The organism is Fibrobacter sp. (assembly GCF_017545445.1).
In the GTDB taxonomy this organism is placed as follows: domain Bacteria; phylum Fibrobacterota; class Fibrobacteria; order Fibrobacterales; family Fibrobacteraceae; genus Fibrobacter.
The window spans coordinates 55,416-81,581 of sequence record NZ_JAFWOM010000148.1 but is presented as its reverse complement, the minus strand read 5'-3'; the positions used below and the strand labels follow the sequence as shown (position 1 = coordinate 81,581).

Annotated in this window: 15 protein-coding genes, 1 tRNA gene and 1 pseudogene; 9 read left to right on the top strand and 8 right to left on the bottom strand. The window is 46.9% G+C overall.

Annotated features, from left to right (window positions below; genetic code table 11):
* A pseudogene (locus IKG78_RS17505) lies at positions 1–266 on the top strand (hypothetical protein); the annotation flags it as partial.
* Positions 267–415: 149 nt separating this feature from the next.
* On the opposite strand, the gene IKG78_RS17500 reads toward IKG78_RS17505, so the two are convergent.
* From IKG78_RS17500 to IKG78_RS17475, 6 genes are all read right to left on the bottom strand, one after another.
* Entirely contained in the window at positions 416–1,630 is a 1,215-nt protein-coding gene (locus IKG78_RS17500) for an NAD(P)H-dependent oxidoreductase (protein WP_290945875.1), read from the bottom strand.
* Between the two features lie 122 nt (positions 1,631–1,752).
* Positions 1,753–2,031 (bottom strand): type II toxin-antitoxin system YafQ family toxin, encoded by a 279-nt coding sequence (locus IKG78_RS17495; protein ID WP_366075762.1) that lies wholly within the window; start codon positions 2,029–2,031, stop codon positions 1,753–1,755.
* Positions 2,031–2,363 (bottom strand): type II toxin-antitoxin system RelB/DinJ family antitoxin, encoded by a 333-nt coding sequence (locus IKG78_RS17490; RefSeq protein ID WP_290945871.1) that lies wholly within the window; start codon positions 2,361–2,363, stop codon positions 2,031–2,033. The genes IKG78_RS17495 and IKG78_RS17490 overlap by 1 nt, the downstream gene beginning before the upstream one ends.
* Positions 2,364–2,702: 339 nt before the next feature.
* On the bottom strand, positions 2,703–4,823 hold the full coding sequence (locus tag IKG78_RS17485) for a hypothetical protein (RefSeq protein WP_290945869.1): 2,121 nt from the start codon (positions 4,821–4,823) through the stop codon (positions 2,703–2,705).
* Between the two features lie 179 nt (positions 4,824–5,002).
* Entirely contained in the window at positions 5,003–5,902 is a 900-nt protein-coding gene (locus IKG78_RS17480) for a nucleotidyl transferase AbiEii/AbiGii toxin family protein (RefSeq protein WP_290945867.1), read from the bottom strand.
* The gene (locus IKG78_RS17475) at positions 5,886–6,506 is read right to left on the bottom strand and encodes a DUF6088 family protein (protein WP_290945866.1); all 621 of its coding nucleotides are present in this window, start codon (positions 6,504–6,506) and stop codon (positions 5,886–5,888) included. Before IKG78_RS17475 ends, IKG78_RS17480 begins: the two co-directional genes overlap by 17 nt.
* 693 nt (positions 6,507–7,199) lie before the next feature.
* Here IKG78_RS17475 and IKG78_RS17470 point away from each other — a divergent pair.
* The 4 genes from IKG78_RS17470 to IKG78_RS17455 all read left to right on the top strand — a co-directional run bounded on the left by IKG78_RS17470 (position 7,200) and on the right by IKG78_RS17455 (position 13,265).
* Complete coding sequence (locus IKG78_RS17470; RefSeq protein ID WP_290945865.1) at positions 7,200–8,645, top strand: N-6 DNA methylase; 1,446 nt, start codon at positions 7,200–7,202, stop codon at positions 8,643–8,645.
* A gap of 217 nt (positions 8,646–8,862) precedes the next feature.
* Complete coding sequence (locus IKG78_RS17465; RefSeq protein ID WP_290945863.1) at positions 8,863–10,116, top strand: restriction endonuclease subunit S; 1,254 nt, start codon at positions 8,863–8,865, stop codon at positions 10,114–10,116.
* A gap of 73 nt (positions 10,117–10,189) precedes the next feature.
* Positions 10,190–12,535 carry an EcoAI/FtnUII family type I restriction enzme subunit R gene (hsdR, locus tag IKG78_RS17460; RefSeq protein WP_290945861.1) on the top strand — a complete coding sequence of 782 codons (2,346 nt, stop codon included), beginning with the start codon at positions 10,190–10,192 and terminating at the stop codon, positions 12,533–12,535.
* A gap of 286 nt (positions 12,536–12,821) precedes the next feature.
* Entirely contained in the window at positions 12,822–13,265 is a 444-nt protein-coding gene (locus IKG78_RS17455; protein ID WP_290945859.1) for a hypothetical protein, read from the top strand.
* A gap of 78 nt (positions 13,266–13,343) precedes the next feature.
* Here the strand turns inward: IKG78_RS17455 and IKG78_RS17450 are convergent, their stop codons facing one another.
* Together IKG78_RS17450 and IKG78_RS17445 are read right to left on the bottom strand one after the other, a co-directional pair.
* Entirely contained in the window at positions 13,344–15,068 is a 1,725-nt protein-coding gene (locus IKG78_RS17450) for a SpoIIE family protein phosphatase (protein WP_290945857.1), read from the bottom strand.
* Between the two features lie 257 nt (positions 15,069–15,325).
* Positions 15,326–15,401 (bottom strand) — tRNA-Asp (locus IKG78_RS17445).
* A 273-nt stretch (positions 15,402–15,674) separates the two neighbouring features.
* On the opposite strand from IKG78_RS17445, the gene IKG78_RS17440 reads away from it, so the two are divergent.
* The 4 genes from IKG78_RS17440 (at position 15,675) to IKG78_RS17425 (ending at position 26,123) form a co-directional block, all read left to right on the top strand.
* Complete coding sequence (locus IKG78_RS17440; RefSeq protein WP_290945855.1) at positions 15,675–17,699, top strand: FISUMP domain-containing protein; 2,025 nt, start codon at positions 15,675–15,677, stop codon at positions 17,697–17,699.
* An 88-nt stretch (positions 17,700–17,787) separates the two neighbouring features.
* On the top strand, positions 17,788–23,124 hold the full coding sequence (gene uvrA / locus IKG78_RS17435; protein ID WP_290945853.1) for an excinuclease ABC subunit UvrA: 5,337 nt from the start codon (positions 17,788–17,790) through the stop codon (positions 23,122–23,124).
* 63 nt (positions 23,125–23,187) lie between these two features.
* Positions 23,188–25,539: a formylglycine-generating enzyme family protein gene (locus IKG78_RS17430; RefSeq protein ID WP_290945851.1), complete on the top strand. Its 2,352-nt coding sequence runs from the start codon at positions 23,188–23,190 to the stop codon at positions 25,537–25,539.
* Positions 25,536–26,123, top strand: a complete 588-nt coding sequence (locus tag IKG78_RS17425) for a hypothetical protein (protein WP_290945849.1) — start codon at positions 25,536–25,538, stop codon at positions 26,121–26,123. Before IKG78_RS17430 ends, IKG78_RS17425 begins: the two co-directional genes overlap by 4 nt.
* Positions 26,124–26,166 lie beyond the last annotated feature (43 nt).

Sequence of the window (26,166 nt, the reverse complement as noted above, 5' to 3'; positions counted from 1 at the left end):
CACGCTTGTTTTCGACTGCGAAATTGGCTAAATTATCGAAAGAGGAACAGCAAATGATCGACGAAGCACAGAAAGCCAAATGGGACGAATACGCCATCCATAAAGCCGCTATTGATACGGGGATGCGCTATGGTCGCAATCAAAAAGCTCGTGAAATGGCGAAAAAAATGGTGATGAAAAACGAACCTGTTGATAAAATTGTCGATTTCACTGAACTTTCCGAAGCAGACGTTCTCGCCATCAAGGCGGCTCTCGGCAAATCGTAAATTGACGAAGTTCTTTGATTATTTGAGTCCGGCGTTTTCGCTGGACTTTTTTGATTAAAGATGACTGCACTGGATCCTATCGGCTTTGTCTCAGGATGACAATGTCAAGGCTGAGGTGACAGTTTGGCGGCAAAGCCGCGATTTTTCACTTATTCCCCGTAAACTTTGTCGTCTAGCGGTCGGGTGCAGCCCCATGTTTTGGCGAAGTTGTCGAATTTCCGTTTGACGATGCGTTTGAGGACTAGTGCTATAATTTGACGAGCTGCCCATGGAATTTGTTCTGGCCCAGTGAACTCTTTTGCTTCGGCGAACATGAAGTTCCCGTTTTCGGCAAAGAGCTTGCCCATGGGAATATAAGCGTCTAGAACTTTGTCTGTATTCTTCTTGATGTACTCGTCATCGCGCATGCGGAGCATGAAACTGCCGCCTTTGACGAGTGTTCCGCCGTAGGTGCAGCCGAGTTTTGCAGGCAACGATTTCAAGAATTGTTCGCCGAGACGCAGCTGGTGGCCTTCGTCGAATCCGCCGTGAAGGATAAACGAAATTTTTGCAGGCCGCACGCGTTCTGTGGGGATTGTCGTCAAGAATTCAAGCATAAGGCCCGGAACGCATTCTACGTAAAGCGGCAATGCGATAATGATGTGGTCGCTGTTCATGAACGCTTCGCGTGCTTCGTCCCATTCTGAACGGTTCGAAAGCGAATAAAGTTTGTGCGTTGCCCCGGCTTCTTCAAGCCCTAAGGCGAACGACTGAATGATTTTGTCCGTGTTGCTGAATTTTTTGACGCGAGGGCTTCCGTTGATGATGATGACGTGTTCAACTTTTTCAGGTGCGGTCGCAGTAGCATCAGTCGCAGTTGTGTCGGTCGCTGTTGTCGCTTGGCTCGAAGCTTCGTTAAGGGCGAGCACTCCAAGCGAACGCCCTCCGAGGTTTGCCGCCGTCCGGTTGCACCATTCTTCGAGCATTTGCTGGTCGCCGTCGCCTTTGTAAATGACACCGACGTTCAGCGAATGGTAACGCAACTGGTGTCGCATCCATCCGTCGCGGAAAACAATGTACATGTTCAGCATCGGCATGATGCGGTCTAAAATCCGCTTGCCGCGATAGTCTATAAACCCAAATTTTGTATCTGAGACAAGCCACACGTTGTCTGCACTTACCAGTTTTTTGATGATTGTCTCGTAATCGTCTTTGATGGCGCATACGCCCGGAGTCTTGAGCCAGCATTGGTTGCAGCCCATGCAGTGGGCGATTTTCATGTTTGCGGCGTCGATGATTTCTATATCGAAATCGTTATTCGCGAGCAGTGCGTTTATCTGTTCTGTGTAAACGCCTGCTTCCAATGTGTTTATTACTATAGTCATTTTAACCTTGCTAAAATCTTTTTATCTATAACTCTGTAACACCTGAGACCTTAAAAAATGTCACCAACTTTTGAAACTTTTTTCAGGTCGCATCGCTTTTTCGGGGTACGCGTGTCGAATGGCTATAATCCGAAAATGTCAGCGTGGGAACCGGTATCGACTAAAGTTAAGGTGAGTATGCCATGATTTTTTCGATAGCACAATAACCAATTAGGCCTGATATGCAGTTCCCGAGTGCCGCTGAAATTCCCTGACAATTCGTGGTCATGGTGCTTTTCTTCAAGTGGCTCGTCTTTGCGAAGCTTTTCGACAATGTCTTTAAGTTCTTGTATGGGAAGTCCTCTCTTTTTGCAGAGCTTGTAGGACTTCTTGAATTGGCTGGTCCAAATTACTTCGTATATCATTTATCGAGATCCGCCCACATTTTTTTCATGTCCGTATAACGCTTTGTCTTTGGATCTGCTTCCAATCGTTTCGCTTCTTCGATTGCTTCCATCAGTTCCTTGGGGTATTCCGGATATTCAATCTTGAAGGGAAGTCCGCGATGCAACACGACTTGACGCAAAAATATCGAAACAGCCTGTGACATGGAAAGGCCGAGCCCCTCCAGCAAGGTTGTAGCTTGGGCGTTAAGTTCGGAATCGATACGGAAATTTTTTGCAACGGTACTCATATCATCAAATATACATTGATTTGCAAGCGTTTGCAAGTGTTTGCAAGTATTCTCTATCATTTTGACGCTATTCCTGTTATAATTGACTTTTCCCTAAAGGGGTAAAAAGCGTATTCTCGCAAACGGTGACTGGGCACTGTAGCGAGTGATACAGAAAAAACGCTTGTGAGCTGTTTGTGCTACGACCGCTTTACATGGAGAATATATTTCATGCGGAAATTGGATGCAATAGCTCGCGTTGCGGCAGACGTTCAAAGTATTTACAGCAAACTAAATAAGTTTTATATCAATTGGTGCAACTGATGCCGTCCCCATTCGCGGACCATGACTACTAAGCAGCAGAGCTGCAAGTGGTCAAAGTGAACAGAGTCCGGCATGACAGGCGTTAATAGGAATGTTTTAATGTCGTTTACTGTAATTTGTCAGAAGCAACGTGTTGCCTTGCGGTGTTTTGACTTGTACGACATGCGGCCCCTTGCTTGCGTTCGAATTGAGGTGCAGTCTGTATTCGCTCCCTGTAAACGTTGCTGTTGCAAGCGTTTGTCCTTGCACGTCGAAAACGTGAACCGTCTTTAATCCAGCGTCAGCGGAACTGATGAGGAGCGTGCTGCCTTCTGTTGCGATGCGGATTCCCGCAGGCATTTGAACACCTTGATGCGTGAATGTTCTCCTTTCGCTGCTCGACGAGACCGCCTGCGACGAACTCGATTTGCGTTCTGCGCTGCTCGACGATTCCGCTTGCGACGAACTCGATTTGCGTTCTGCGCTGCTCGACGATTCCGCCTGCGACGAACTCGACTTGCGTTCTGCGCTGCTCGACGATTCGGCTTGCGACGAACTTGAACTTTCAACATACACGCAGTCCCCGTCTTCTATAGTGGCGAGCGGATTTAAAGTGAAACATACGAGGGAATCTTTTTCGATGATGGAATATATGGCGTTAACGGCCTTTTTGTTGTCCCAAGTATAGATGGTTCCGTATTCTGTCACGTTCTGGCTACCGGGGAAGGTGTCGTCTATCAATTCTTTTGTTGTAAAATTGCCATTGTTTGTAGTAGGGACTTTTAGAGTTCCCGCTTCGACGATATCGACTCGCTGGTGGGCTGCACTGTCATTTAACCGCCCTCCCGACCATGCTCTTATGTCGAAATCTATGTGCCATATAAGCATGCCGTGGTTCGGAAGGCGAGAATCCCATTTTCCCTTTTGGCGGTTTTCGAAAACAAAAAATTCGTGGCTGTTGGCTTTGTGGTAATAGGCGACGTTGCTGGAATGTAGCGGTGGCAGGACTTTTATTTCGGAGCTTGATTTGAGGTCTGTAAAAGTAATCCATTTCATAAAGCCACGCTCGAACGCGCTGTACCCCGGCGGCGTTCTTCCATCGTTGAGAAATGTTCCACTCGCCATGACATCCCAAAGGAAAACTCCGGGAGCTTGGTATTCCTTGTATCTGTAGTTGAGGTCACATTCGCTACTCTTGGTGGTGCAGTAATGATCCTTGAGCCCCATTGCATGGCTGAATTCATGAATGAAATTTGCAAGCAACTTGTCTTTTTGAGGGAGGATAAAGCCGTTGTTGAACAATTTGCCTTGACCTGCGTCGAAGACGAGCGTGGAATCTCTTCGAGCGAACCAAGCGTGGAATCCGCCTAAATGCTTTCCGTTAGAATAGAAATTTTGGCCAGAAAAAAGTACGCCGAAGGCGTCGATTTCGCCGTCGTTGTCGGAATCGTAGAGGCTTGCGTCGAATGTCGGATATTTTTCTCGCATAGCAGCGATAGCCCTTTGGATCATCTCACCTTCGTTTTTGATAAAATCCTTGTAGGGTCTGCTTTCGCTTACGAGAAATACATCGAACGAAGGGGCGAATACGCCAAAGGACTGGTCGATAAAATAGTCCCGGACCGAGCCTGTGTGGGAATCCTGAGAGAACCCCTCTTCGTTGAGCAACGCATAAACGTATGCGGAGTCCATTGTCTTGTTGCCGTTTCCTTCTACGAGGATAATCGGGAAACGCAAGTTCCCTTTAGAAAATTCAGGGGCAGGGAGAGAAACGAGGCTTTTCGGAGGTGCACCCGAAGCATCGCCGAAAAGCTCTGTACCTGTTTCGGTCGCCGTCGGTACCCATGAGGAACGTTCTTCGGGATCGTTTTCGCGGTTTGTCAAAAGCGGATTTGAATTTTCGCTTTTTTGGCGGTGTGACTCGAGAGCTTTTTCTTGGTCGATGTTGTTCAAAAAAGTTTGCTCTGCGGCGGAGCGTTTGTCTGCATTTTTCGCCACGAATTTTGACGCCTCTCCGTTTTCGTCGGCGTAGTAGAAAGTCTCGGAGCTGTCGCATACGACGAGAAAACCGTCTTCGGTGAGCGTTCTGTTGTAGTATTCGTCGCCGATGAACCTAAGCGAAAGCGAGTCGCCGCCGTTATAGACGGTGTGAAGTTCCGAAGGGTCGAATGGGTTGGCGAATGCAGAGGCGGCAAACGACAAGAATGCAGAACCGAGTAAAAACGAAAATTTTTTCATATCCAACCTTTTTGCTGTCTAATTTTTACGTGGATAATTTAATATTTTATGCAACAAAAAGTCTAATATTTATTTAAAAACATTAATTTTTATAATATTTTTCATTTTTATTTTCTATATGCTACATAATGTTGCATATGAGGGGAAATGAGTGATTTAGATATTACGCACTTGTATTTTTATGCAAATACATTTGAGTCAATGATTTTTTTCAAAGATTCTTTTGTTTCTTTGTATTTTATATTGTCGAAAATAAAGAATTGCGTTACTCCTTCGTAATCTGACTTGAAGAAATCCTTGTCGCAAATTTCTTTTAAAAGCTGATTTATGTTGATTCCGGGTTTTGCCGAAGGGCAAATATCCAATGAACTCCGTATTTCACGAACTTTTTGCAAAAGTTTTCTGAATTGTTCGTTAAAGTTGATACGCGGAAGTATCTTATGAATATCGTAAATGTGTCGTGATAGACGGCGTGACTTCTCCGCAAGATAGTAGTCGCAGATGGCGAACACTTTGTCGATAAGTGTACGTTCCAAAACTTGAACATTCATCATGAACGGTTCCAGTCCGTAATCTTTCAGAGAAATATCTTTTGCATAGTCAGCGATGTAGTTTCCGATAGGCATCGCTTGGAACGGAAAGACCGCTGTAATTAAGCTTGTTTCTACTTTAACCGCAGGGATGATATGTGCATTGGAGTTGCATAGTGGCTTGTATTCGAATATGTAATTATTGATGTCTCGGTCGCTTTGCGTCTTATCTAAATTTGTGATAACAAGTCCAAGTTTCTCGGCGATTGGTGCAATTATATTGTATTTGAGCTTCTTTCGTCGCGATGCTCCGATATGCTCCGAAAAAGAAATGTCGATATCTTCTGAAAATCGGTTAATGGCCTTGAGAGCTTTTGAAAGAGATGTACCTCCCTTAAAAACAACTTTGTTTGAAGATGTCGCGATCTCTTTCAAAATGAGCGAAACATAGTAGTCTTTTTCGACTAGATCAGCTTGTATCTTGGAAACCTTGCTTACGGATTCCAATACATTAAAAAACTGTTCTTTGTTGTTATGCAAATACATCATAAAGCCTCAAGTCATAGATGTACTTGTATGTTTTTAAAGGGAAGTTCCCAATATATTTATCCACATCGGAACGGAGAATTTTGTTGCGTAGTATGTGCCTGCGGATGATGTCGGGAGCTTCTTCTTCGCAGCAGTAGTCGGTGTATTCTTCCACATCCTTTAGCAAATCCAGAAGTTGAAGGACGTTGCGGTTTTCCTTGGTGACGGCAACTTTGGCTCGACGTATGTAAAATGGAATATTTCCCACTTTTACTTCGCGTGCGATGGCTGTTGTATTATTTGTTACGATTTCTTCTTTATAAGGTACTTGTAAGCATAATCCAAGCTGATTTGCGAAGGTATAACCTGAATAATAGCCGTAAATTTCATCGCCATCGGTAATGTACTTGTACTCTGCAACCATATTGGACGAAATCGAGTAGTATTCGTGATTGGGGTCGGGCAGAAAATAGACGCCAGGCTCATAGCGAAAAAGTTCGCCGGAATCAACTAGTTTCTTAAATTGTTGACGCAGATTCCCGGCTGAAAGTCCGAGAGGTTCGGCATCTTCTGTAAAAATGGGTTTTCCCGGTCCGAATTTTGTTTTTAGAAATTCCAAAAGCATATTTGCCCCCTATTAACGCAATTTAATGTATATAATCAAAATACGTTTGTCAATAGGGGTGATTCATGCCAAAAGGCTCAATTATGTTTTTGCTTGTACAACGAGACTGGAATAAATCGTTTTAAAACAACCCGTCTAGCGTAATTTGGTGCTGTTAAAACGGATAAAGAATCTATGATTTTATATCCGAAAGTGGTATAAAAAGGTACGAAACGGATAAAGAATCGCAATGCGTGGTGGCGATAGGTGTTATGGGGGCTTGTTTTTTGAGTGTTCTGTCGAACGTGGTATGGTATTTTTCGAATCGTGAATTTTTTTATGTTGGGGAAACTATTTTATAATTTTTTATTATATTGCAAACGACATAGCCTGTGGCTTAAATAGCCATAGGCGCGAGTTTAACGTTGAGTTAGCTCTTATTCTCGTAATGGAAATCTGGTAAATTTTCAAAAAATCCCGAGAGTAAGGCGAAACACTCACGTCCAGCAATGGGCGTGGGTCGTTTGTGCTTATTGGGATTATAGGTTTACCAGAGCCTCCATTACGGTAAGTTCATTCGACGCCACGCTTTTTCTTTTTTTTGCGAACGCGTGGTTGCCGGGCGAGATAAAGGTCATTGAGCTTGCCGAAATGACCGCGGAATTTTGCTTGCAGTTGAATGCACCAGTATAAGGGCTAGCAAATGAGGCCCTTATGTTTGAGCAGACTTTTAACAATATCGATGACATCCTCTGGAAAGAGGGTGGTTGCAGCAACGAACTGGATTACGTGGAGCAGACCTCGTGGGTCCTGTTCCTCAAGTACCTGGACAACCTCGAAGCCGAGCGCGAAGAAGAAGCCGAACTCAAGGGCGAAACCTACGAGCGGATTATCGAAAAGAAGTTCCGTTGGAACACCTGGGCCGCCCCGAAGACCAAGAACGGCGAACCCGACCACGCCAAGGCTCTCACCGGCGATGACCTCACGGATTTCGTGAACAACAAGCTGTTCCCTTACCTCAAAAAGTTTAAGGAAACCGCCACCACGCCGCAATCGCTGGAGTACAAGATTGGCGAAATCTTCGGTGAACTCCGCAACAAAATAACGAGCGGCTACAACCTCCGCGAAATCCTGTGGTATGCCGACGCGCTGAGTTTCCAGAGCAGCGAAGACAAGCACGAGATGAGCCACCTGTACGAAGACAAAATCCGCAGGATGGGCAACGCAGGCCGTAACGGCGGCGAATACTACACGCCGCGTCCGCTTATCCGCACCATCGTCCGCATCATCGACCCGAAAATCGGCGAGACCGTGCTAGACCCGGCTTGCGGAAGTGCTGGGTTCCTTTGCGAAGCCTTCGCCTACATGAAGCAGAAAGTCAAGAGCGTTGCCGACAGGGAAACTTTGCAGAAGAAAACCTTCTACGGACAAGAGAAAAAGGGCCTTGCCTACATCATCGGCATCATGAACATGATTTTGCACGGCGTGAACGCACCGAACATTCTGCACACGAATACCTTGTCCGAAAACATGGCGAACGTGGAACAGAAAATGCGTAAGGACGTCATCATCGCGAATCCGCCCTTCGGTGGCAAGGAACGCGCCGAGGTCCAGCAGAATTTTCCCATCAAGACAAGCGAAACCGCCTACCTCTTTATGCAGTATTTTGTCAAGCTGCTCAAGGCGGGCGGCCGTGCGGGCATCGTCATCAAGAACACCTTCCTTTCGAACACCGACAACGCATCGGTCATGTTGCGCAAGGAACTCTTGGAAAACTGTGACCTGCACACGATTCTCGATTTGCCGAGCGGCGTGTTTACAGGCGCAGGCGTAAAGACCGTGGTACTCTTCTTCGAAAAGGGTCGCCCCACCGAAAAAATCTGGTACTACCAGCCGGACTTTGGCCGCAATCTAGGCAAGACAAACCCGCTCACCGAAGACGACCTTGCGGAATTCGTGAAGTTGCAGAAGAAAAAGACCGACAGTGAAAAATCGTGGACCGTGAACGTCAAGGATTTGAACCCCGAAACATACGACCTCTCGGTGAAAAATCCCAACAAGAAAACCGAAGTCGAATTCCGCGACGCCAAAACCATCATCAAGGAAATGCAGAATCTCAACAAGGAAAACGAAAAGATCTTGGAGGCTTTGTCAATATGATGGGGGAAGTCTCCCCCTCGCTATCCTTCGGCAGTAAGGCAGAGAAAGGTCCCTGAGCTGGTATGCTGAGCCAGTCGAAGTACTGCCGAAGGGCCGCTACCCCCTCGCCTAGGGGCTCTGCCCCTAAAACCCCGAACCGCAGAGGAAAAACGGTAACGTCATTGCGAGCTATGCGAAACAATCCAGTGATTACAAAGAACTGTATTTGGAGAATGTTATGAGCAAATGGGAATGGAAGAAACTTGGTGATTTGTATCCAATTGTAATGGGAAAAACTCCTCCACGTGGAGATCCCTCGTGTTGGGATAAAAGTAAACGTACAAATAATGTATGGGTTACTATAGCTGATATTTCATCTAATGAAAATCAGGTAATAACGGAAAGTAAGGAATATATTTCTGATAAGGCGACGAAAAATATTTCTTTGGTTTCGCCGAAATCTCTTTTGCTGAGTTTTAAGTTGTCAATTGGGAAAATGGCTTTTGCTGGTGTTCCGTTATATACAAATGAAGCGATTGTTAATTTTCCTCCTATAAAAGATATTGATTTACATTATTTACATAAGTATTTTCTCTATTACAATTGGGATAAGGCGAGCGAAGGTGATACAAAAGTAAAAGGAAAAACATTAAACAAAGAAAAATTAAAAAATATTGATATTCCCATTCCCCCTCTTTCGGAGCAGAAACGCATAGTCAAATTTCTTGACGAAGAATTCTCAAAAATAGACACGCTCAAAACAAACGCCGAAACCAACCTCAAAAACGCCAAGGAACTTTTCGAAACCACCCTTGAAAAAGAACTGAACCCACTATCACGTCATTCTGAGCGTAGCGAAGAATCCAGTGCAGATTTACCCTCCGGCTGGGAATTGAAAGCATTGGGAGATGTGTGCTATAGAATAAAACGTGGCAAGGCACCAAAGTATGTTGAACAAAGTGATGTCCTTGTATTTGCACAAAAATGTAATCAGCCTGATGGCACAATGTCTTTAGAAAAAGCTTTGTGCTTAGATCCATCAATTTTGGGTAAATATAAAGCGGAAGATTATGTAAAAGAGGGTGACGTCCTTGTAAATTCAACGGGAAATGGAACTGTTGGTAGAGTTGGCTTTTTTAACAATAAATTATTAAATAATAAAAAACCTGTTGTTCCTGACACCCACATAACAACCATTCGTGGTTTAGCGAATACATTTCCAAAATATTTGTATTACTTCCTAAAACCTAAAGAATCATATCTTTCTGATAAAAGTCTTGGAACGACAAATATGAAGGAACTTCATGCAGATGTTTTGGAACATCTTCAAATCCCCCTTCCGCCTCTTTCCGTCCAGAAAGAAATCGTCGCTCGCTTAGACAAACTCTCCGAGGACGTCAAACGCCTCGAAGCAAACTACAAGCAAATCATCGCCAACTGCGACGAACTTAAAAAATCCATCCTCAAAAAGACATTTCAAAACGAGAATTGAGATCCTTCGACTTCGCTCAGGATGACACGTTACTTTTTCTAACCACTAATCACTAACCACTGCCCACTAGATCATGAACGAGTCCGATACCAGAAGAAAGAAGATTGACCCCAAGCTGAAAGAAGCCTTGTGGGAAGTGACGCCGGACAGCGCCATTTATACGGAACAGTCCGCTTACGAAATCGCGCCGGGGCGAATCGGCCATGCCGAACGCAACCCCAAGAAAATCGACTACCTTCTGGTTTACAAGGGCATCAAGATAGCTATTGTCGAAGCGAAAAAGGACGAACTTGATGTAAGCGAGGGTGTGCCGCAAGCTAAGGAATATGCGGAACGCATGAACATCCGCTTCACGTATTCCTGCAACGGCAATAAAATCTGGGCAATCGACATGCAGACGGGTGAGGAGGGCTTTGTCAATGCTTTTCCGACACCGCAGGAACTTTGGAATCGGCTTTATCCTGAAAAAAATCCGCTCCGTGACAAACTGAATGCCGTTCCGTTCAACAGGGATGGCGGCAAGTCTCCGCGCTACTATCAGGAAATCGCCGTCAATAACGTCATGGATGCCATTTCCCGAAAGCAGGACCGCGTCTTGCTCACGCTTGCTACGGGAACCGGCAAAACATACATCGCTTTCCAAATCTGCTGGAAAATTTTCAAGGCACATTGGAATGTGGATGGAACGGAACGCTTGCCGCGCATCTTGTTCCTTGCCGACCGCAATATTCTCTCGAATCAGGCTCTCAATGATTTCGGACAATTTGACGAAAATGCCATGTGCCGCATTACGCCGGAATCTATTGCCAAATCAAAAGGCGTGCCTAAGGGCCCGAGCATCTATTTCAGCATTTTCCAGACGATGATGACCTCGTTGAATGGAAAATTCGTTTATGAAAATTATCCCGAAGATTTCTTTGACCTTGTCATCATCGATGAATGCCATCGCGGTGCCGCCAATGACGAAAGCCGCTGGCGTGATATCCTCGATTATTTCCAACGGGCGTATCACTTGGGCCTGACCGCGACACCCAAGAAAAATGAAAATGCCAATACCTACGAGTATTTCGGAAAGCCTGTCTATGTGTATTCTCTGAAGCAGGGAATCGAAGACGGTTTCTTGACGCCCTACCGCGTGCGGATTTCTTCTAGCAATATTGACAACTACATCTACGATCCCGAAGACGATGTAGAAAGCGGTGAAGTAGATCCGAATAAAATTTATAACGAAGATGATTTTTATCATGGTAACATCAAGATTCGTGAACGTGACGAGTTTAGGGTAGAAGAATTCCTAAAGCAGATAGACCCCGACGAAAAGACGATTGTGTTCGGTGCGACGCAGGCCCACGCGGCCATTCTGCGAGACCTCATCAATCAGCATTCTCGCAAGCCCAACGTGAATTATTGCAAGCGAGTCACCAGTGACGATGGCGACAAGGGCGAAGCCGATTTGAAGACTTTCCAGGATAATGAAAAACTGTTGCCAACAATCCTTACGACATCGCAAAAACTCTCGACAGGTGTAGATGCCAAGAATGTCCGCAACATCGTGCTGATGCGGCCCGTAAACAACATCATTGAATTTAAGCAGATTATCGGTCGCGGCACGAGACTTTTCGACGGAAAGTATTTCTTCACGATTTACGACTTCGTGGGCGCGAGCAAGAACTTTAGTGATCCCGAGTGGGATGGCGAACCGATTGTAGATACGCCGGAACCGCCCGACGGTGGAAAACCTGATGGAGATGGCGGCTCTAGCGGCGGGCCACGCAAACCGAAACCTTGCAAAATCTGCGGTAATCTTCCGTGCACATGCGACCCTAAAATGAAAGAGAAAAAATGCGTTGAAATTAAACTTTCCGACGGGCATGTTTTGCGCTTGCGTGCCCAGTGGCAAGAAAAATTCATGTTCGATGGCGAACTCATAACGCTCGAACAGTTTATTAAAATCCTCTTCGGCAAGATTCCGGAGTTCTTCAAGGATAGCCAGGATTTGCGAGCCCGCTGGTCTGACCCCACGACCCGCGAAGCGTTGCTGCAGAACTTGAGCGACAACGGATTCAGTAAAGAAAGGCTCCGCCAAGTGCAGGCCTTGACGCAGAACGAAAAGTGCGACCTGCTCGACGTGCTGGAACTCATCGCATACAACAAGAGCCCCATGGAGCGCGCCGAAAGAGTCCGCCTGATGCACGAAGAAATCTTGAACGAAATCTCCGAAAAGCAAGTCCCCTTCATGGAATTCGTCTTGCAGCAGTATGTGGAAAACGGAGTCGATGAACTATCGCTGAACCAGTTGCCCGAACTCGTCAAACTCAAGTACGGCACCATCAAAGATGCCTGCAAAAAAATGGGAGTGACTATCAAGGATCTGAATAAACTCTTCACCGATTTCCAGAAGACGTTGTACGTAGCGTAATTTTTGCAAGTGCCACTTGCACAATAAGATCGCGAACCAATTTTGCTAACGGTTATTTACAGAACAACCTATGACTCGGTCATGAAAACAAGTAAACTTGTTTTCGCGACTCTCGTGCTAACCTCATTTAAGAGTCGTTTTCTATATCGTTATTTATTTATCGACATAGGAACGGCTCTTTTTTTGAATTTAACCTACACAGAACAATCTGTGTAAAGGAGTAAAATGCAAGCAAACCACATCCCGTTTGAACAGCTGCCCTTCCCGAACACGAATTAGGTGACCAGTGTTTCAAAGATTGAGCTTTGCTCCAAATTCGCTGCGACTCGCAAATGCCGACATAAATGTCGTCGCTTGCTCGCCTTGCGGAATTTATTATATATTCAATAAGTACAAGGATGTCGCCGAGAAATCAGTCAAGGAGTACCTCGAATACTTCGCGACCAACAAGGCGACTTCTCAGGTAACTCAGGACATTGAACGTCTGCGGCAATGGTATCTGTCGGACAATGAAACAAGGAAACGCTATATGACTTGGCAACAGGAATTGGATGACATGGTATATGAGGAACGCGAACGCACCAAAGCGGCAGAACGCCGTGCTGACGAAGCAGAATCCCGTGCCGATAAAGCCGAGTCCCGTGCCGATGAAGAAAAATCTCGTGCCGATGAAGCGGAATCCCGTGCTGAAAGGTATGAAAAGATTCTTAAGGAGCATGGGCTTCTGTAAGGCTTCCTCATTTCCCTCTTCGTAATGATCGAGAATTTGCGACTGCCGATTGCGTGATTATCAGCAGCACAAACAAATTTACTTCATCTTGAACGCGAGCATCGTGATATCATCGAATTGCGGGGCGTTCCCGGCGAATTCCTTGACGGCCATGCGGACTTTTCTGCATGTGAGACGGACGGAATAATTTTTGGATTCGTTTAGGACGTTCAAAAGCCGTTCCATGCCGAATTCTTCGTTTCTTTCGTTTGTGGCTTCGGGAATGCCGTCGGTGTAGGTGAAAATCGTGTCGCCCGGTTGTAGCTGCGTTTCGAAATTCTGGTACCTGTAGCCTGCCATTCCGGCGAGCACGAATCCGCTTTTGATTTTTACGATTTCGAAGTTGCCGTCTGCGTGTTTGATGAAGGGCTTCTCGTGGCCGGCGTTTGCATAAACTAAGTGGCCCGTCTTGATGTTCAGTACGCCGCAAAGGCAGGTGACGAACATGTCGTGGACGTTGTGCTCGGCGAGTTCGTCGTTGGCGCGATTCAAGGCTTCGGCTGGAGAATGCCCGTTTTGCAAGTTGTGCCTCAGGACGATTTTGGAGACCATCATGAAGAGTGCTGCAGGGACTCCCTTGCCCGAAACGTCTGCGATAACGAGAGCTAGGTGGTCGTCATCAATCATGAAGTTGTCGTAAAAATCGCCGCCGACTTCAAGCGCGGGCCGCGTCATGGCGTAGTTGTCAAAACCTTCAACATTGACGGGCTTTGAAAGCGATGCCCGTTGGATGGCCGTCGCGATGGAAAGCTCCGTGTGCACTTTCTCTTGCTGTGCCGTAGCTTCGGTCAAATTCTTCACGTAATCGTCGAGTTCCGTTGCCATTTCTTCGTACGAACGGGCGAGTTTCCCGACTTCGGATGTGAAGTAGATGTACTTGTGGCATTTTTGCAGTGTGCTATGGATGCGCACGTAAATGTCTGTATTTTGTCCGAAAGTTTTTGCGATTTCGCTCATGCTTTCGATGGGCTTTGTGACGGTGCGTTCCATGTAGTAGAGGAATCCGAGTGAAACCCAGATGCCGATGTTGAGCAATGTGCCAATGTAAAAGTAAACGTAGTTCCAGAGGTAAAGATTGTTCTCGCCGTATTTAAGCGCAATGCTTGGGTAGCTTGTAATTCCAAACGCAACTGAGATGATGATGCTTGTGGCAAGGAAAAACAGAATAAATTTTTCGTTGAGCGAAAATGAAAAGATGAAATTGGCGGGCTTGTTCTTTTGCTTGCGGATGTTGCGTTGGCAAATCAGCGAAGCACAAATGAGGTACGGGAAGCCGATGACCACCATCGTGATGAATTGGTTGAAGAAAATGTTTGCCGATAGCATCGAAAAATACTGCTCGTCGTATTTGAGCTTGATGACGCTTACGACCATGAACGCTGCCGCAAGCGAATCTAGGATGACGATGAGCATGTACTGCACGTTCTTGTAAATCTTGTCGAGCTTGAACTTGTTCTTGTCGTTTTTGCGGAGCTTGTTCCAAATAACTGCGGGCACGTAACCATAAATAATCTGGATGAAAAATCCCGGGATAAAGATGATGGCGTCATAGCCCGATAATATATCGGCGATGAGGTTTGCAATCGCGCAGCCGAGGACGCCTGCAAATCCAAACGAAATGCCAAACAGCAAGGGGAGAGCCGCCACAATGCGGACTTCGGTCGTGTCGGAAATCTTGAAAAGCTCTCGGCAGGGGAATCCGAGGATAAAGAAAATAAGCCCACAAATAATCGCGATGAGTATGTACTTATGAATATTCTTCATAAAAAACTCCTTCTTAATTTTTAATATAAACATTTTTGAAGAAAGGAGTTGAAATGATGTCTTCCAATTGCGACTATGGGATAAAGTTGTTTGCGGACGGCAAAAACGAAAAGCCCTCTCTTTCGAGAGGGGTGAATTTTGTTTGTTTCGCATTCGCTCAACAAACGAAAAGCCCTCTCTTTCGAGAGGGGTGAATTTTGTTTGTTTCGCATTCGCTCAACAAACGAAAAGCCCTCTCTTTCGAGAGGGCTTTTTCGCGGGATAGACGAGGCTTGAACTCGCAACCTCCGGCGTGACAGGCCGGTGCTCTAACCAAAATTGAGCTACCACCCCAAGTGGTCTGATTGATTTCTCAATCAGTGTGCCATATTTAAAAATTTGTTTGGATTCAGTCAAGTCATTTTTGCAAAAAAAGTGATTTTTTTTAGAAAAATAGCCTTTTTCCTCGTTTTGGCTAATCTATTTCGTGTTTTTTTTCAAAATGTTCACTTTGAAAACGGGCCTGTCTTGTCAAAAACTCCTGAGGAATTGCTTTTTTTTACAATTTTTTGTATTTTGTCCGATAGATTTTTCTTTGTTGTAAAGAATAGTTTGGGAGAGCCATAAATGAAAACCCCTTTTAAAATGCATTTTGTTTTTGCCGCTTTTTCGGCAATTCTGCTTTTGGCTTGTTCCGACTCGCCAACATCTTCTGACTCGCCGGCGTCTTCTGCCGATGAGAAAATTGAGTCGTCATCGGGGAGTACGCCTTTGCCAGGTGGTAATTCCGCGAAGTCAATTTATGATGCGAAAAAGCAAACTTTGACGGATGGTCGCGATGGTCATGTTTATAAGACCTTTTCTTTTGATGACCGTGTGTGGATGGCCGAAAATCTGAATTACAATTATAATATATATTCAGCAAAAAGTACTTGCCTACATAATGATACTGCGAATTGTTTAAAAAATGGGCGAAGTTATACATGGAGCGCCGCTATGGATTCCATGGGTATCTTTTCGATTGGAGGTAAAGGGTGTGGTGTTTCTAGGTGCCGAAATATTACAGGGACGATTCGTGGGGTTTGCCCGGAAGGTTGGCACTTGCCTAACTTTGAAGAGTGGAATGAATTGTCTTATGCTATGAAAGCAGAAGGCCTAGATGTTGATTTTTATGCATGGAATCGTTCTACAGAAATCGCCGACCTTGAGAATGCTAATCTTGGTTCGGTTTTTTGGACGTCTAGAAATTATGAAGGAAATGTAATTGCTTTATATGAAAATGGAGATATTTCTTTTTTTAGAACGCTTTATTTAGAAGGTTCTTATCCTGTTCGTTGTGTGATGAACTATGACGAAAAAGATGTTTCCCCTAAATCGGATCGTAAAATCGTTTTCGGGACTCTTAAGGATTCTAGAGATGGCCGTGTTTACAAAACTGTAGATATAGGGGATCAAACATGGATGGCCGAAAATTTGAAATATGAGTATCCACAGGTGCCTTCGGAAAAAACATCTTGCTTTCGGGATGATCCCGCAAATTGTGATTCTTTAGGTCGTTTGTATGAATGGCGTGCTGCTGTGGATTCTGCTATGGTTTTTTCTGAAGATGCAAAAGAATGTAGATCAAATAATACTTGCATATTGAAGCACGTTGTTTCGGGGATATGCCCAGAAGGTTGGCGTATTCCTAGAGTAGCGGATTTTTTGAAACTTGCGGAAACTGTTGGGGGTAGCGATGTTGCGGGGCAGGTTTTGAAGGGGCGTGTTGGCTGGAATTATGAAGGACGGGGCTATGATTTATATGGATTTAATGCTTTGCCCTATGACAGTTTGGGAAAAACTAGTTTTTGGACATCGGATGTTTCTCATTCAGAGATTAGTTATCATGCGATTGCTTATGGATTGTCTGCTTTATCACCTAGGTCAGGTTTTTTCGAAGAATATATATTTGACAAGCTTCCAATTCGCTGCCTTAAATATTCTAAGGCCGATTTTGATTCTACGAGCTTATATATAAGGGATGAGAGTTTGTATGATCCAGAAGCTCATACATTGACTGATCTTCGTGATAATAAAGTCTATAGGACGACAACAATAGGGGATCAGATTTGGATGGCGGAAAACTTAACTTTCAATTATAATTGGGGTTGGGCCAAAAGTCATTGTGTAGATTATTATGGCAAGTGTGAAGATAAAGGTCGTTATTATAGTTTGGGAACAGCAATGGATTCTATTGGATTGTTTTCTGACGATGCGAAAGGCTGTAGCATGCATGCTTGCGAAAAATCTGAACGAGTTCGTGGTGTTTGTCCGAAAGGGTGGCACTTGCCAGACACTACGGAATGGAATAAACTGATTAAAAACGCTGGCGGCGGGTGGTATGCTGGAAATGCTTTAAAATCTGTGAATAGCTGTTGGCGTGCTGAAACCGTTGGAACGGATTCTTTGGGCTTTTCGGCAATTGCAAGTGGTTATATGAGTATTTATGGTGTCGCTTACAAAACTTGTGAACTGGCGAAATTCTTTACTTCGGATGTGGCGGTAGATTCTGTTTATTCCGTTTTATTAGATGCTAGATACGGAATATCCTTCTCCGTTGATACATACTACCCTAGAGAAATGTCTGTCCGTTGTGTAAAAGACGATGATTAGTATGCTTTGCTGGCGGTAAATACAGTTTTCTATCCAAATGTTCACTATTTTTTAGACAATTTGGCGGTCTTTTCCTATATTTGCGGTCATGACGAAATCTATTGAAATCCGCGATGCTCATGAACACAACCTCCGCCATGTCGATTTGACGATTCCCCGCGACTCGATTGTCGTGGTGACTGGCGTTTCGGGCTCGGGCAAGTCGAGTTTGGCGTTTGATACGGTGTTCCAGGAAGGGCAGCGCCGCTTTGTGGAGTCGCTTTCGGCGTATGCGCGCCAGTTCATTGGCCGCATGAAGCATCCGGATGTGGAGAGCGTTCGCGGTATTTCGCCGACTATTTCGATTGACCAGAAGACGGTGAACCGTAACCCGCGCAGTACGGTGGGTACGGTGGTCGAGATTTTGGACCATTACCGTTTGATGTTTGCGCGCCTCGGTGTTCCGCATTGCCCTAAGTGCGGCAAGGTGATTCAGGCGCAGTCGGTCGATCAGATTGTCGATAACTTGTATGCGAGTGACGAAAACAAAAAGATTTTGGTGATGGCGCCGATTGTGCAGGAGCGCAAGGGCGAATACCGCAAGGAACTTGCCGAACTCAAGGAAAATGGCTTTGTCCGCGTGCGTGTCGATGGGACGATTTACAGGCTCGAAGATGTGCCGTTGTTGGTGCGCTACGAGAAGCACACGATTGAAGTGGTGATTGACCGCTTGACGCTGGAACGCAAGAACATGAGCCGTTTGCGCGAGGCGATTGAAGGCGCCTTGAAGCTCACGGACGGAAAGCTCGTGTCGTTCTTGCTTTCGTCGCCGGATGTTGCGGGCGGTTCCGATGCTGCGGGCGGTACGGCGAATGCGTCGCGGGGTGGGGACGCCGCAAAGGAAGAATACCGCTTGCAGGGTACGCAACTTGCTTGCCCGAAGTGCGGAATTTCTATCCCGGAACTCGAACCGCGATTCTTTAGCTTTAACGACCCGAAGGGGCAGTGCCCCGCTTGCAAGGGCCTTGGTGAAAGTTGTGAATTTGACGTTAATTTGATTGTGCCGAATCCGGATTTGTCTTTGAAAGAGGGCTGCCTTGCCCCGCAAAAGAAGGATGACGGCTGCATTATCTTTAGCGATTTTGGCTGGCGTAATTTGCGCACGATTGCAAACGAAATGCACTTTTCGCTGGATACGCCGTGGTGCAAACTCAAGAAGGCACAACAGGATGCCGTGCTGTACGGGACTCCGAGCGGGAGCGAACGCGGCGTGGTGACTGTAATGCAGGAACTTTGGGACATGTGGCATATTTACCACTTCCGAAAGTACATGCAGATTGGCGTTTGCCCGGAATGCCATGGCACGCGAATCAACCGTATTGCGGCGGCGGTCGATTTTCACGGCCATAACATTTGCGAAATGACGGAATGGTCTGTCGAAAAGTCCGTCGAGTTTTTTGACAAGTTAAAGCTTTCCCCGAAGGAACAGCGCATTGGCCGCGAAGTGCTCAAGGAAATTCGCGGGCGCCTAGGGTTCTTGAAGGCGGTGGGCCTTGGCTATTTGGATATCAGCCGCAAGGCTTCGACTTTGAGCGGTGGCGAGGCACAGCGTATCAGGCTCGCAAGTGCCGTGGGTGCGGGTTTGCAGGGAGTGCTTTATGTGCTTGATGAACCGAGCATTGGCTTGCACCCACGCGACAACGACAAGTTGCTCGAAATGCTTGAACGTTTACGTGCCCAAGGCAACAGCCTTCTCATCGTGGAACACGATGAGGATACGATGCGTCATGCGGACTGCGTGATTGATGTGGGCCCTGGCGCGGGTGTCGAAGGCGGTCGCATTTTGGCGGCGGGCACGGTCGAAGAACTGGAGAAGAACAAGTCTTCGCTTACGGGCGCATATTTGAGCGGTCGCAAGGCGATTGAAATTCCGAAGCAGCGCTTGAAGATAGACAAGAATACGCCGAAGCTCAAGGTTTGCGGTGCCTGCGAAAACAATCTCAAGAACATCGACGTGGAAATTCCGCTTGGCGGTGCGTTTACTGTAGTGACGGGTGTTTCGGGCTCGGGCAAGAGCACGCTTGTGAACCAGATTTTGCGCCGTGAACTTGCGCGAGTGTTCTACAATTCCGAAGAACCGGTCGGCAAGTTTGACCATCTGGAAGGTCTCGAAAACATCGACAAGGTTATTGAAATTGACCAGACGCCGATTGGACGCACTCCGCGCAGTAACCCTGCCACTTACACGAAAATTTGGGACGATATCCGCGACTTGTTTGCTGGCATGGAAGAGAGCAAGGTGCGTGGCTACACCAAGAGCCGCTTTAGCTTTAATGTGAAGGGCGGCCGTTGCGATGCTTGCGAAGGCGCTGGCGTGAAGGTCATCGACATGCACATTTTGCCGAGCGTGCAAGTCACGTGCGACGTGTGCGACGGCAAGCGCTTTAACGAAGCGACCCGTGAAGTTTATTTCAAGGGCAAGAACATTTCTGAAGTGCTCGACATGAGTATCAGCGATGCTGCTGAATTTTTCAAGGATATTCCGAAAATTGCAGAACCGCTCAAGCTCCTTTGCGAAGTGGGCCTTGGCTACCTTACGCTTGGGCAACCCTCGACAACGCTTTCTGGTGGCGAAGCGCAACGCGTGAAGATAGCTTCGGAACTGCGCCGCCCGGGCACGGGCAAGACGCTTTACTTGCTCGATGAACCGACGACCGGTTTGCATTTTGAAGATATCCGCCGGTTGCTGGAATGTTTGAACCGCTTGCGTAGTCTCGGCAACAGCGTCGTGGTGATTGAACACAACCTCGATGTGATTAAGTGCGCGGACTGGATTATTGACCTTGGCCCGGATGCGGGCGTAAACGGCGGTCGCATTATCGCGACGGGGACTCCCGAACAAATTGCCAAATGCAAAAAGTCGGAGACGGGGCGTTACCTCGCTCCGGTCTTGGCGAAAAAGCATGGCGAAAACAAGCATTTTGAACGCACGGACGAAAAGGGCGAAAATTACTCGCTGGACATCGAAGTTCACGGTGCGCGCAAGCACAACCTCAAGAACATCGACGTGACGATCCCGCGCCACAAGCTCACTGTGATTACAGGTGTTTCGGGCTCGGGCAAGTCGAGCCTCGCGTTCCATACGCTCTTTAGCGAAGGACAGCGCCGTTTTGTGGAAACACTCAGCACATATGCCCGCCGCTTCTTGGGCCGCCCTGACCGTGGTAGCATTGATTCCATTTCGGGCCTCGCCCCTGCGATTGCCATTGACCAGAAGAGCGCAAGCAAGAGCCCTCGCAGTACGGTGGCGACGCTCACTGAAATTTACGACTACTTCCGCATTTTGTGGGCCCGCGTGGGTACGGCACACTGCTTAAAATGCGGAAAGCCGGTCAGCTCTTATGCCGCTGGCGACTTGATGCAATTTGCATTTGAGCGTGACCTCAATAAGATGGTGACGGTGCTTGCCCCGTTCGAAATCAAGGATGAAATTAAGTTATCTAAAATTCTGACGGAAAAGGGTTACCGCAAGGCGTATCTAGGCAAAAAGCTTGTAGAACTTCCGCTGCCTAAAGTCCCGACACGCGAAAAGCTGTTGCTGGCTGTAGTCGATTCTGTTGTTGTCAAGGAAGAAAATCGCGCCCGCTTGGTCGAAGCGTTTGAACGCGGCTACCGCGACGGTAACGGCATTTTGTACGTGGATTGCGATGGCGAAGAACGCCTCTCGGCAAGCGAAAAGCCCGGCTGCCCGGAATGCGGCTGGTACATGGATTCTGCACTCAATCCGAAACATTTCAGCTTCAACACGCACTGGGGCGCCTGCGAAACGTGCCTCGGCCTTGGCCACTTCAAGGATGGCGAGGAATGCCCCGACTGCCACGGCGAACGCTTAAAGCCCGAATATCTTGCGGTGCGTATCTTGGGCAAGAACATCATGGATGTGCATCACATGAGCATTGCCGAAGCCCGCGACTGGTTTGCAAAAGTCGATTTTGCAAACGAAGAAAATGCAACTTCTGCATCCATCCAGAGCAAAACGACAATTGCTTCTCCGCTCCTCCGCGAAATCATTGGCCGCTTGGACTTCTTGATTAGCGTGGGGCTTGGTTACATTGGACTTGACCGTGCGGGCGATACTTTGAGCGGTGGCGAGTCGCAGCGCATCCGCTTGGCAAGCCAAATCGGTAGCGGCCTCGAAGGCGTCTTGTATGTACTTGACGAACCGACCGTCGGCCTCCACGAAAGCGACACCGCAAAACTCCTGGATACGCTTTACCGCTTGCGAGACCTCGGCAATACGCTCGTGGTCGTGGAACACGACATCAAGATGATGCAGGCGGCAGACCACATTATCGATATGGGGCCAGGCGCTGGCGATTTCGGTGGCGAAGTCGTTGCCGAAGGATCTCCGGCAGAACTTGCAAAGCCGTATGCGTTGCAACAGTTCCCGCGTAGCGAAACGGTTAAGTTCCTCACGTATTCTACGCCGGTGGCAAACCAGCTGGAACCGGTACGCATTACGGATGATACGGAGTTTTACGAATTCAAGAACCTCAAGGCAAACAACTTGAAGAATTTGTCTGTGAAATTCCCGAAGAAGGCGGTGAGCGTTGTCTGTGGCGTTTCGGGTTCGGGCAAGAGTTCGCTTGTCGTGGATGAAATTTTCCCGGCGCTTAAAAAGCAGTTCCAGGCGCGTGGCCGCAAAAAGCAGAGTGGCGAAGTGCTGCTTGTCGATCAAAGCCCGATTTCGGGAACGCCGCGCAGTACGCCGGCGAGCTTCACGGGCGTGTTTGACGATATCCGCAAGTTGTTCTCCAAGCTCGAACAGTCCAAGGTCAAAGGCTTTGACTATGGCCGTTTCAGTTACAACCTCGCACGTGGGCGTTGCCCTGCTTGCGAAGGCCGTGGTGCAGTCGCGGTCGAAATGCACTTCCTCTCGGACATCTGGGAAACGTGCGAAGTCTGCGGTGGCAAGCGTTACAATCAAGAAACCTTAACAGTCACCTTCAAGGGCAAGAACATTGCCGACGTGCTTGACATGCGCATCGTGGATGCCTGCGAATTTTTCAAGGACCAGCCGAAGATTTTACCGAAACTCGAATGTCTCCGCGATGTGGGACTTCCGTACGTGAAACTGGGGCAGCCGGTCACTACGCTTAGTGGCGGCGAATCGCAACGCTTAAAGCTTGCTGCAGAACTCTGCCGCCGTCCGGCGAACGAGATGGTCTATCTGCTCGACGAACCGACGACGGGTCTCCACTTGAAGGATATCCAGATTCTCTGGAACCTCTTGCGCAGGCTTTCGGCCCGTGGTGATACGGTCATTGTCATTGAACACCACCCCGATATTATCCGTTTGGCAGACTGGAAAGTTGAATTAGGGCCTGTGGGCGGTGCAAAGGGCGGTTATTTGCTCGAAATGGGGGCAAATTCCATAAAATTTTAGAACATAATTGCTTACAAGAAATTATTTTTTTCTTAGAAGAAGGTTCTAAAGACAGGAGAGCTTATGACATTTTCCCGATTGCTTCCGCTTTTGTTGCTGGTTCCGGCATTGACCATGGCAGACGATGACCGCAACTTTAAAATAATGCCGGAAAATTTTAAAGTCGGTAGCGTTTTAGAGCATGCTGCCAATATTGCTATTGTATTGGATAGTTCTGTGGCTATCTCCTCGCAACCTGTTTTTCCATTGCAGCCGAACCAGCTTTACTTGCGTCAGAAAAAATCGGTAAAGGAATATTTGTGGTTCTCCGGTGTCGCCAAAACTGAAGAATATTTGAAACTTCATGCTTTTAGCCTGAAGGAAAACCACATGAGTCTGCGTGAAGTGGTTGGAATGCGGTTGTACGCATCACGCCAGCAAAAGGCTTTCCAAGATGAGGCCGATATCTATTTTGATTCCGAGTACATTTATTCATCGCGGGTTTCAAAGCTCTTGTTTATGAAAAACGGCAAGTGGCAAACGCTAAACGAGAGCGCTCATCCTGGCATCGTGGAAATCCAGTCTAGTGAAAAGGATCTGGAAATAGTTTCTTATAATACGTCCATGAAGAGTAACGCAAAGGTTTTTTATCCGGCGAAGGAAGGATTTTACATGTTCGCGTTCTCTGCTCCGGACAAACTTCCTTATGTGGAAGCCGGGCAACTCCGTGCAGGGAAAAGTCTTGTGTTCAAGGTGGATTTCCCTGTTTTGGATACCACTGCTTCTACGACTTCCAATTTCTCGGTATCGATACCTGATGTGCAAGCTCCTAAAACGCTTGAAGATACGGAAATACTCTATGATGCGTTCTCTGCCGAAGTGAATCAGAATGTTGGGCGAGTCGATACGACTGAATTCTCCAATATATACCCAGCAATCAAACCCGCTGATTCACTTGGGTTGATTGATTCTAGCAAGGATTACCGTGGTTACGTCAATCGTTACAACCACAAACGTTCCGAAGCACAAAAGATATGGCGTACCAGAAAGCTGGGCGAAGTCAATCAAGTTTTCAAGTCTATTCGTGAAAAACTTGACAGCTTGCAGCAGTTCCCGCTCCAGTTGAATGTTTGGCCCAGGTCTGTAGAAGCGATTGAAAAAGGTTCTACAATTAAGCCTGTTGAAAAGACTGCGGTTGTTGTGGATTCTACGGTGAAGGTCGCTGCTTCTGTTGCAGTCCCAGCTGATTCGACTGCGAAGGTTGCTGACTCCACTGCGAAGGTTGCCGATAGTACAGTTGCTCCAGTGGCTTCGGTGCCTGCACCTGTCGATGCAAAACCAGCGAAACCTGATACACTCCAGCTTGCTTTTGGCTCTAGCCAGGAAAGGGTTGATGTCATTTGGAAAGGTGTCATCAAGGGGTATTCCATGGATTCGATTTATGCAAAGCTGAAGTCTGTCGATCCGAGTGTCATTGTGACTTTGTTCCTTGCAAACAACAAACCTGTATGGATTTCCAAGGAAGGAACTCTAGTGGGGCGTTATCACTATCGCTACGAAAAGATTGCGTTCCGCATTGGAGTAAAGCTTTATGAAGGTGAAGGCAAATTTATTTTGCCGACGTACATAGAACAGGAACCAGAAGTCCGAGATTGGATTCACAGGGTCGAAGTGCCGACATCGAGTCCTTCTGTAGTGGAGGATACGACGCATAAGTTTGCTGTGCCGATCATTGAACATGCCACTCGTGGAACAGTTGCAGTCATTGATTCTGGCTCGTTCCGTTATCGTGGCAAGGTTGTCTCTATGTCGCCGTTTGCAATCCACACGACGGAAGTGACTCAGGAATTTTATAAGAAGACGATGGACAATCTTGATTCTGCAAAACGAATTCCGGACCGTTCTACGTTTAAAGGTCCGAATAAACCGGTTCAAGGAATTTCTTGGGAAAAAGCACAATACTTCTGCAAAGCTCTTGGTGGTGATTTGCCGACCGAAGCGCAATGGGAATTTGCTGGGCGTGCAGGCAGTAATAACGGCGCTCTTTGGGAGGTGGATGACCATTTCAGTGTGAACAAATATGCTGTCTTTGCTGAAAATTCTTACAAGATGGGCAAGACGGATACTGTGGCTTATGGTCCGCATGATGTTGCTACCAAGGAACCGAACGCTTGGGGCATGTACGATATGTCGGGGAACATGGCCGAATGGACTCGCGATAATTACTTTGCCATTACGTTCAAAATTGAAGATTCGAACCCGACCGGTTCTTACTGGGGTACGAATAAAGTTTTGAAAGGTGGATCTTGGAAGGACGGTGTTAAAAAACTGTACATGACGGATAGGGATGATGAAGATCCGCGTTATTGGTCTGATCATATTGGCTTCCGTTGCGTGTTCTCTCTCGAGAGAATCAATCAGGGAAAAAAGAAATGAGTAAAAATTCCGATAGGGAAAAAAGCATTTTTAAAAAGATTACGGCGTTGCCGTATCTGTTGGTTTTTCTTGCACTGTTGATGCCGCTTGCCAATGTTTCTTGTTCTGTCAAGGACAATAGCAAACCCATCGCGGAGACAACGTTTTATCAGATTGCTTCTGGCGTCGATTTAGATAAAGCTTTGGCGGAACCGGCACTTGGGCAAATGCACCGCATGGTCAAAGAAAACCCGAAAACGCTAGACCGCTTTAAAATGCATATTCCGAATTTCCCCAAGATGGAACCGATTCATCATTTGTATGGCATTCTGGGTGCGATTCTTTTAGCGGCAATATTTGCATGGCTTGTACCGCTGGCTTCGACTGTGATGGGGCTATTGTCGATGGTTTCTCTTTGGTCGCTTTTGATGCGGCTTGCTCACGTGGGAGAATCGCTTGGAATTCCGCTTTTAAAAGTTGAAGCCGGAATCGGGCTTTATTGCGCGAGTTTCCTTATCTTGATTGGAACGGCAATGAATATTGCGACGATGGTTCGACCTGCGGTTGCTGCTCGTCGCGCACGGAAAAAGAAAAAAACAAAATAACGTCTAAAGTAATTATTTTGAGCCTCCAATTTTAACGAATGGA

What these genes read in the sequence shown, in the direction of transcription:
- IKG78_RS17485 (WP_290945869.1), bottom strand. Translation starts at nt 4,823, where the DNA reads ATGAAAAAATTTTCGTTTTTACTCGGTTCTGCATTCTTGTCGTTTGCC.
- IKG78_RS17425 (WP_290945849.1), top strand. Translation starts at nt 25,536, where the DNA reads ATGAGTAAAAATTCCGATAGGGAAAAAAGCATTTTTAAAAAGATTACG.
- IKG78_RS17450 (WP_290945857.1), bottom strand. Translation starts at nt 15,068, where the DNA reads ATGAAGAATATTCATAAGTACATACTCATCGCGATTATTTGTGGGCTT.
- hsdR (WP_290945861.1), top strand. Translation starts at nt 10,190, where the DNA reads ATGAACGAGTCCGATACCAGAAGAAAGAAGATTGACCCCAAGCTGAAA.
- IKG78_RS17440 (WP_290945855.1), top strand. Translation starts at nt 15,675, where the DNA reads ATGAAAACCCCTTTTAAAATGCATTTTGTTTTTGCCGCTTTTTCGGCA.
- IKG78_RS17500 (WP_290945875.1), bottom strand. Translation starts at nt 1,630, where the DNA reads ATGACTATAGTAATAAACACATTGGAAGCAGGCGTTTACACAGAACAG.
- IKG78_RS17470 (WP_290945865.1), top strand. Translation starts at nt 7,200, where the DNA reads ATGTTTGAGCAGACTTTTAACAATATCGATGACATCCTCTGGAAAGAG.
- IKG78_RS17480 (WP_290945867.1), bottom strand. Translation starts at nt 5,902, where the DNA reads ATGATGTATTTGCATAACAACAAAGAACAGTTTTTTAATGTATTGGAA.
- uvrA (WP_290945853.1), top strand. Translation starts at nt 17,788, where the DNA reads ATGACGAAATCTATTGAAATCCGCGATGCTCATGAACACAACCTCCGC.
- IKG78_RS17430 (WP_290945851.1), top strand. Translation starts at nt 23,188, where the DNA reads ATGACATTTTCCCGATTGCTTCCGCTTTTGTTGCTGGTTCCGGCATTG.
- IKG78_RS17465 (WP_290945863.1), top strand. Translation starts at nt 8,863, where the DNA reads ATGAGCAAATGGGAATGGAAGAAACTTGGTGATTTGTATCCAATTGTA.
- IKG78_RS17490 (WP_290945871.1), bottom strand. Translation starts at nt 2,363, where the DNA reads ATGATAGAGAATACTTGCAAACACTTGCAAACGCTTGCAAATCAATGT.
- IKG78_RS17475 (WP_290945866.1), bottom strand. Translation starts at nt 6,506, where the DNA reads ATGCTTTTGGAATTTCTAAAAACAAAATTCGGACCGGGAAAACCCATT.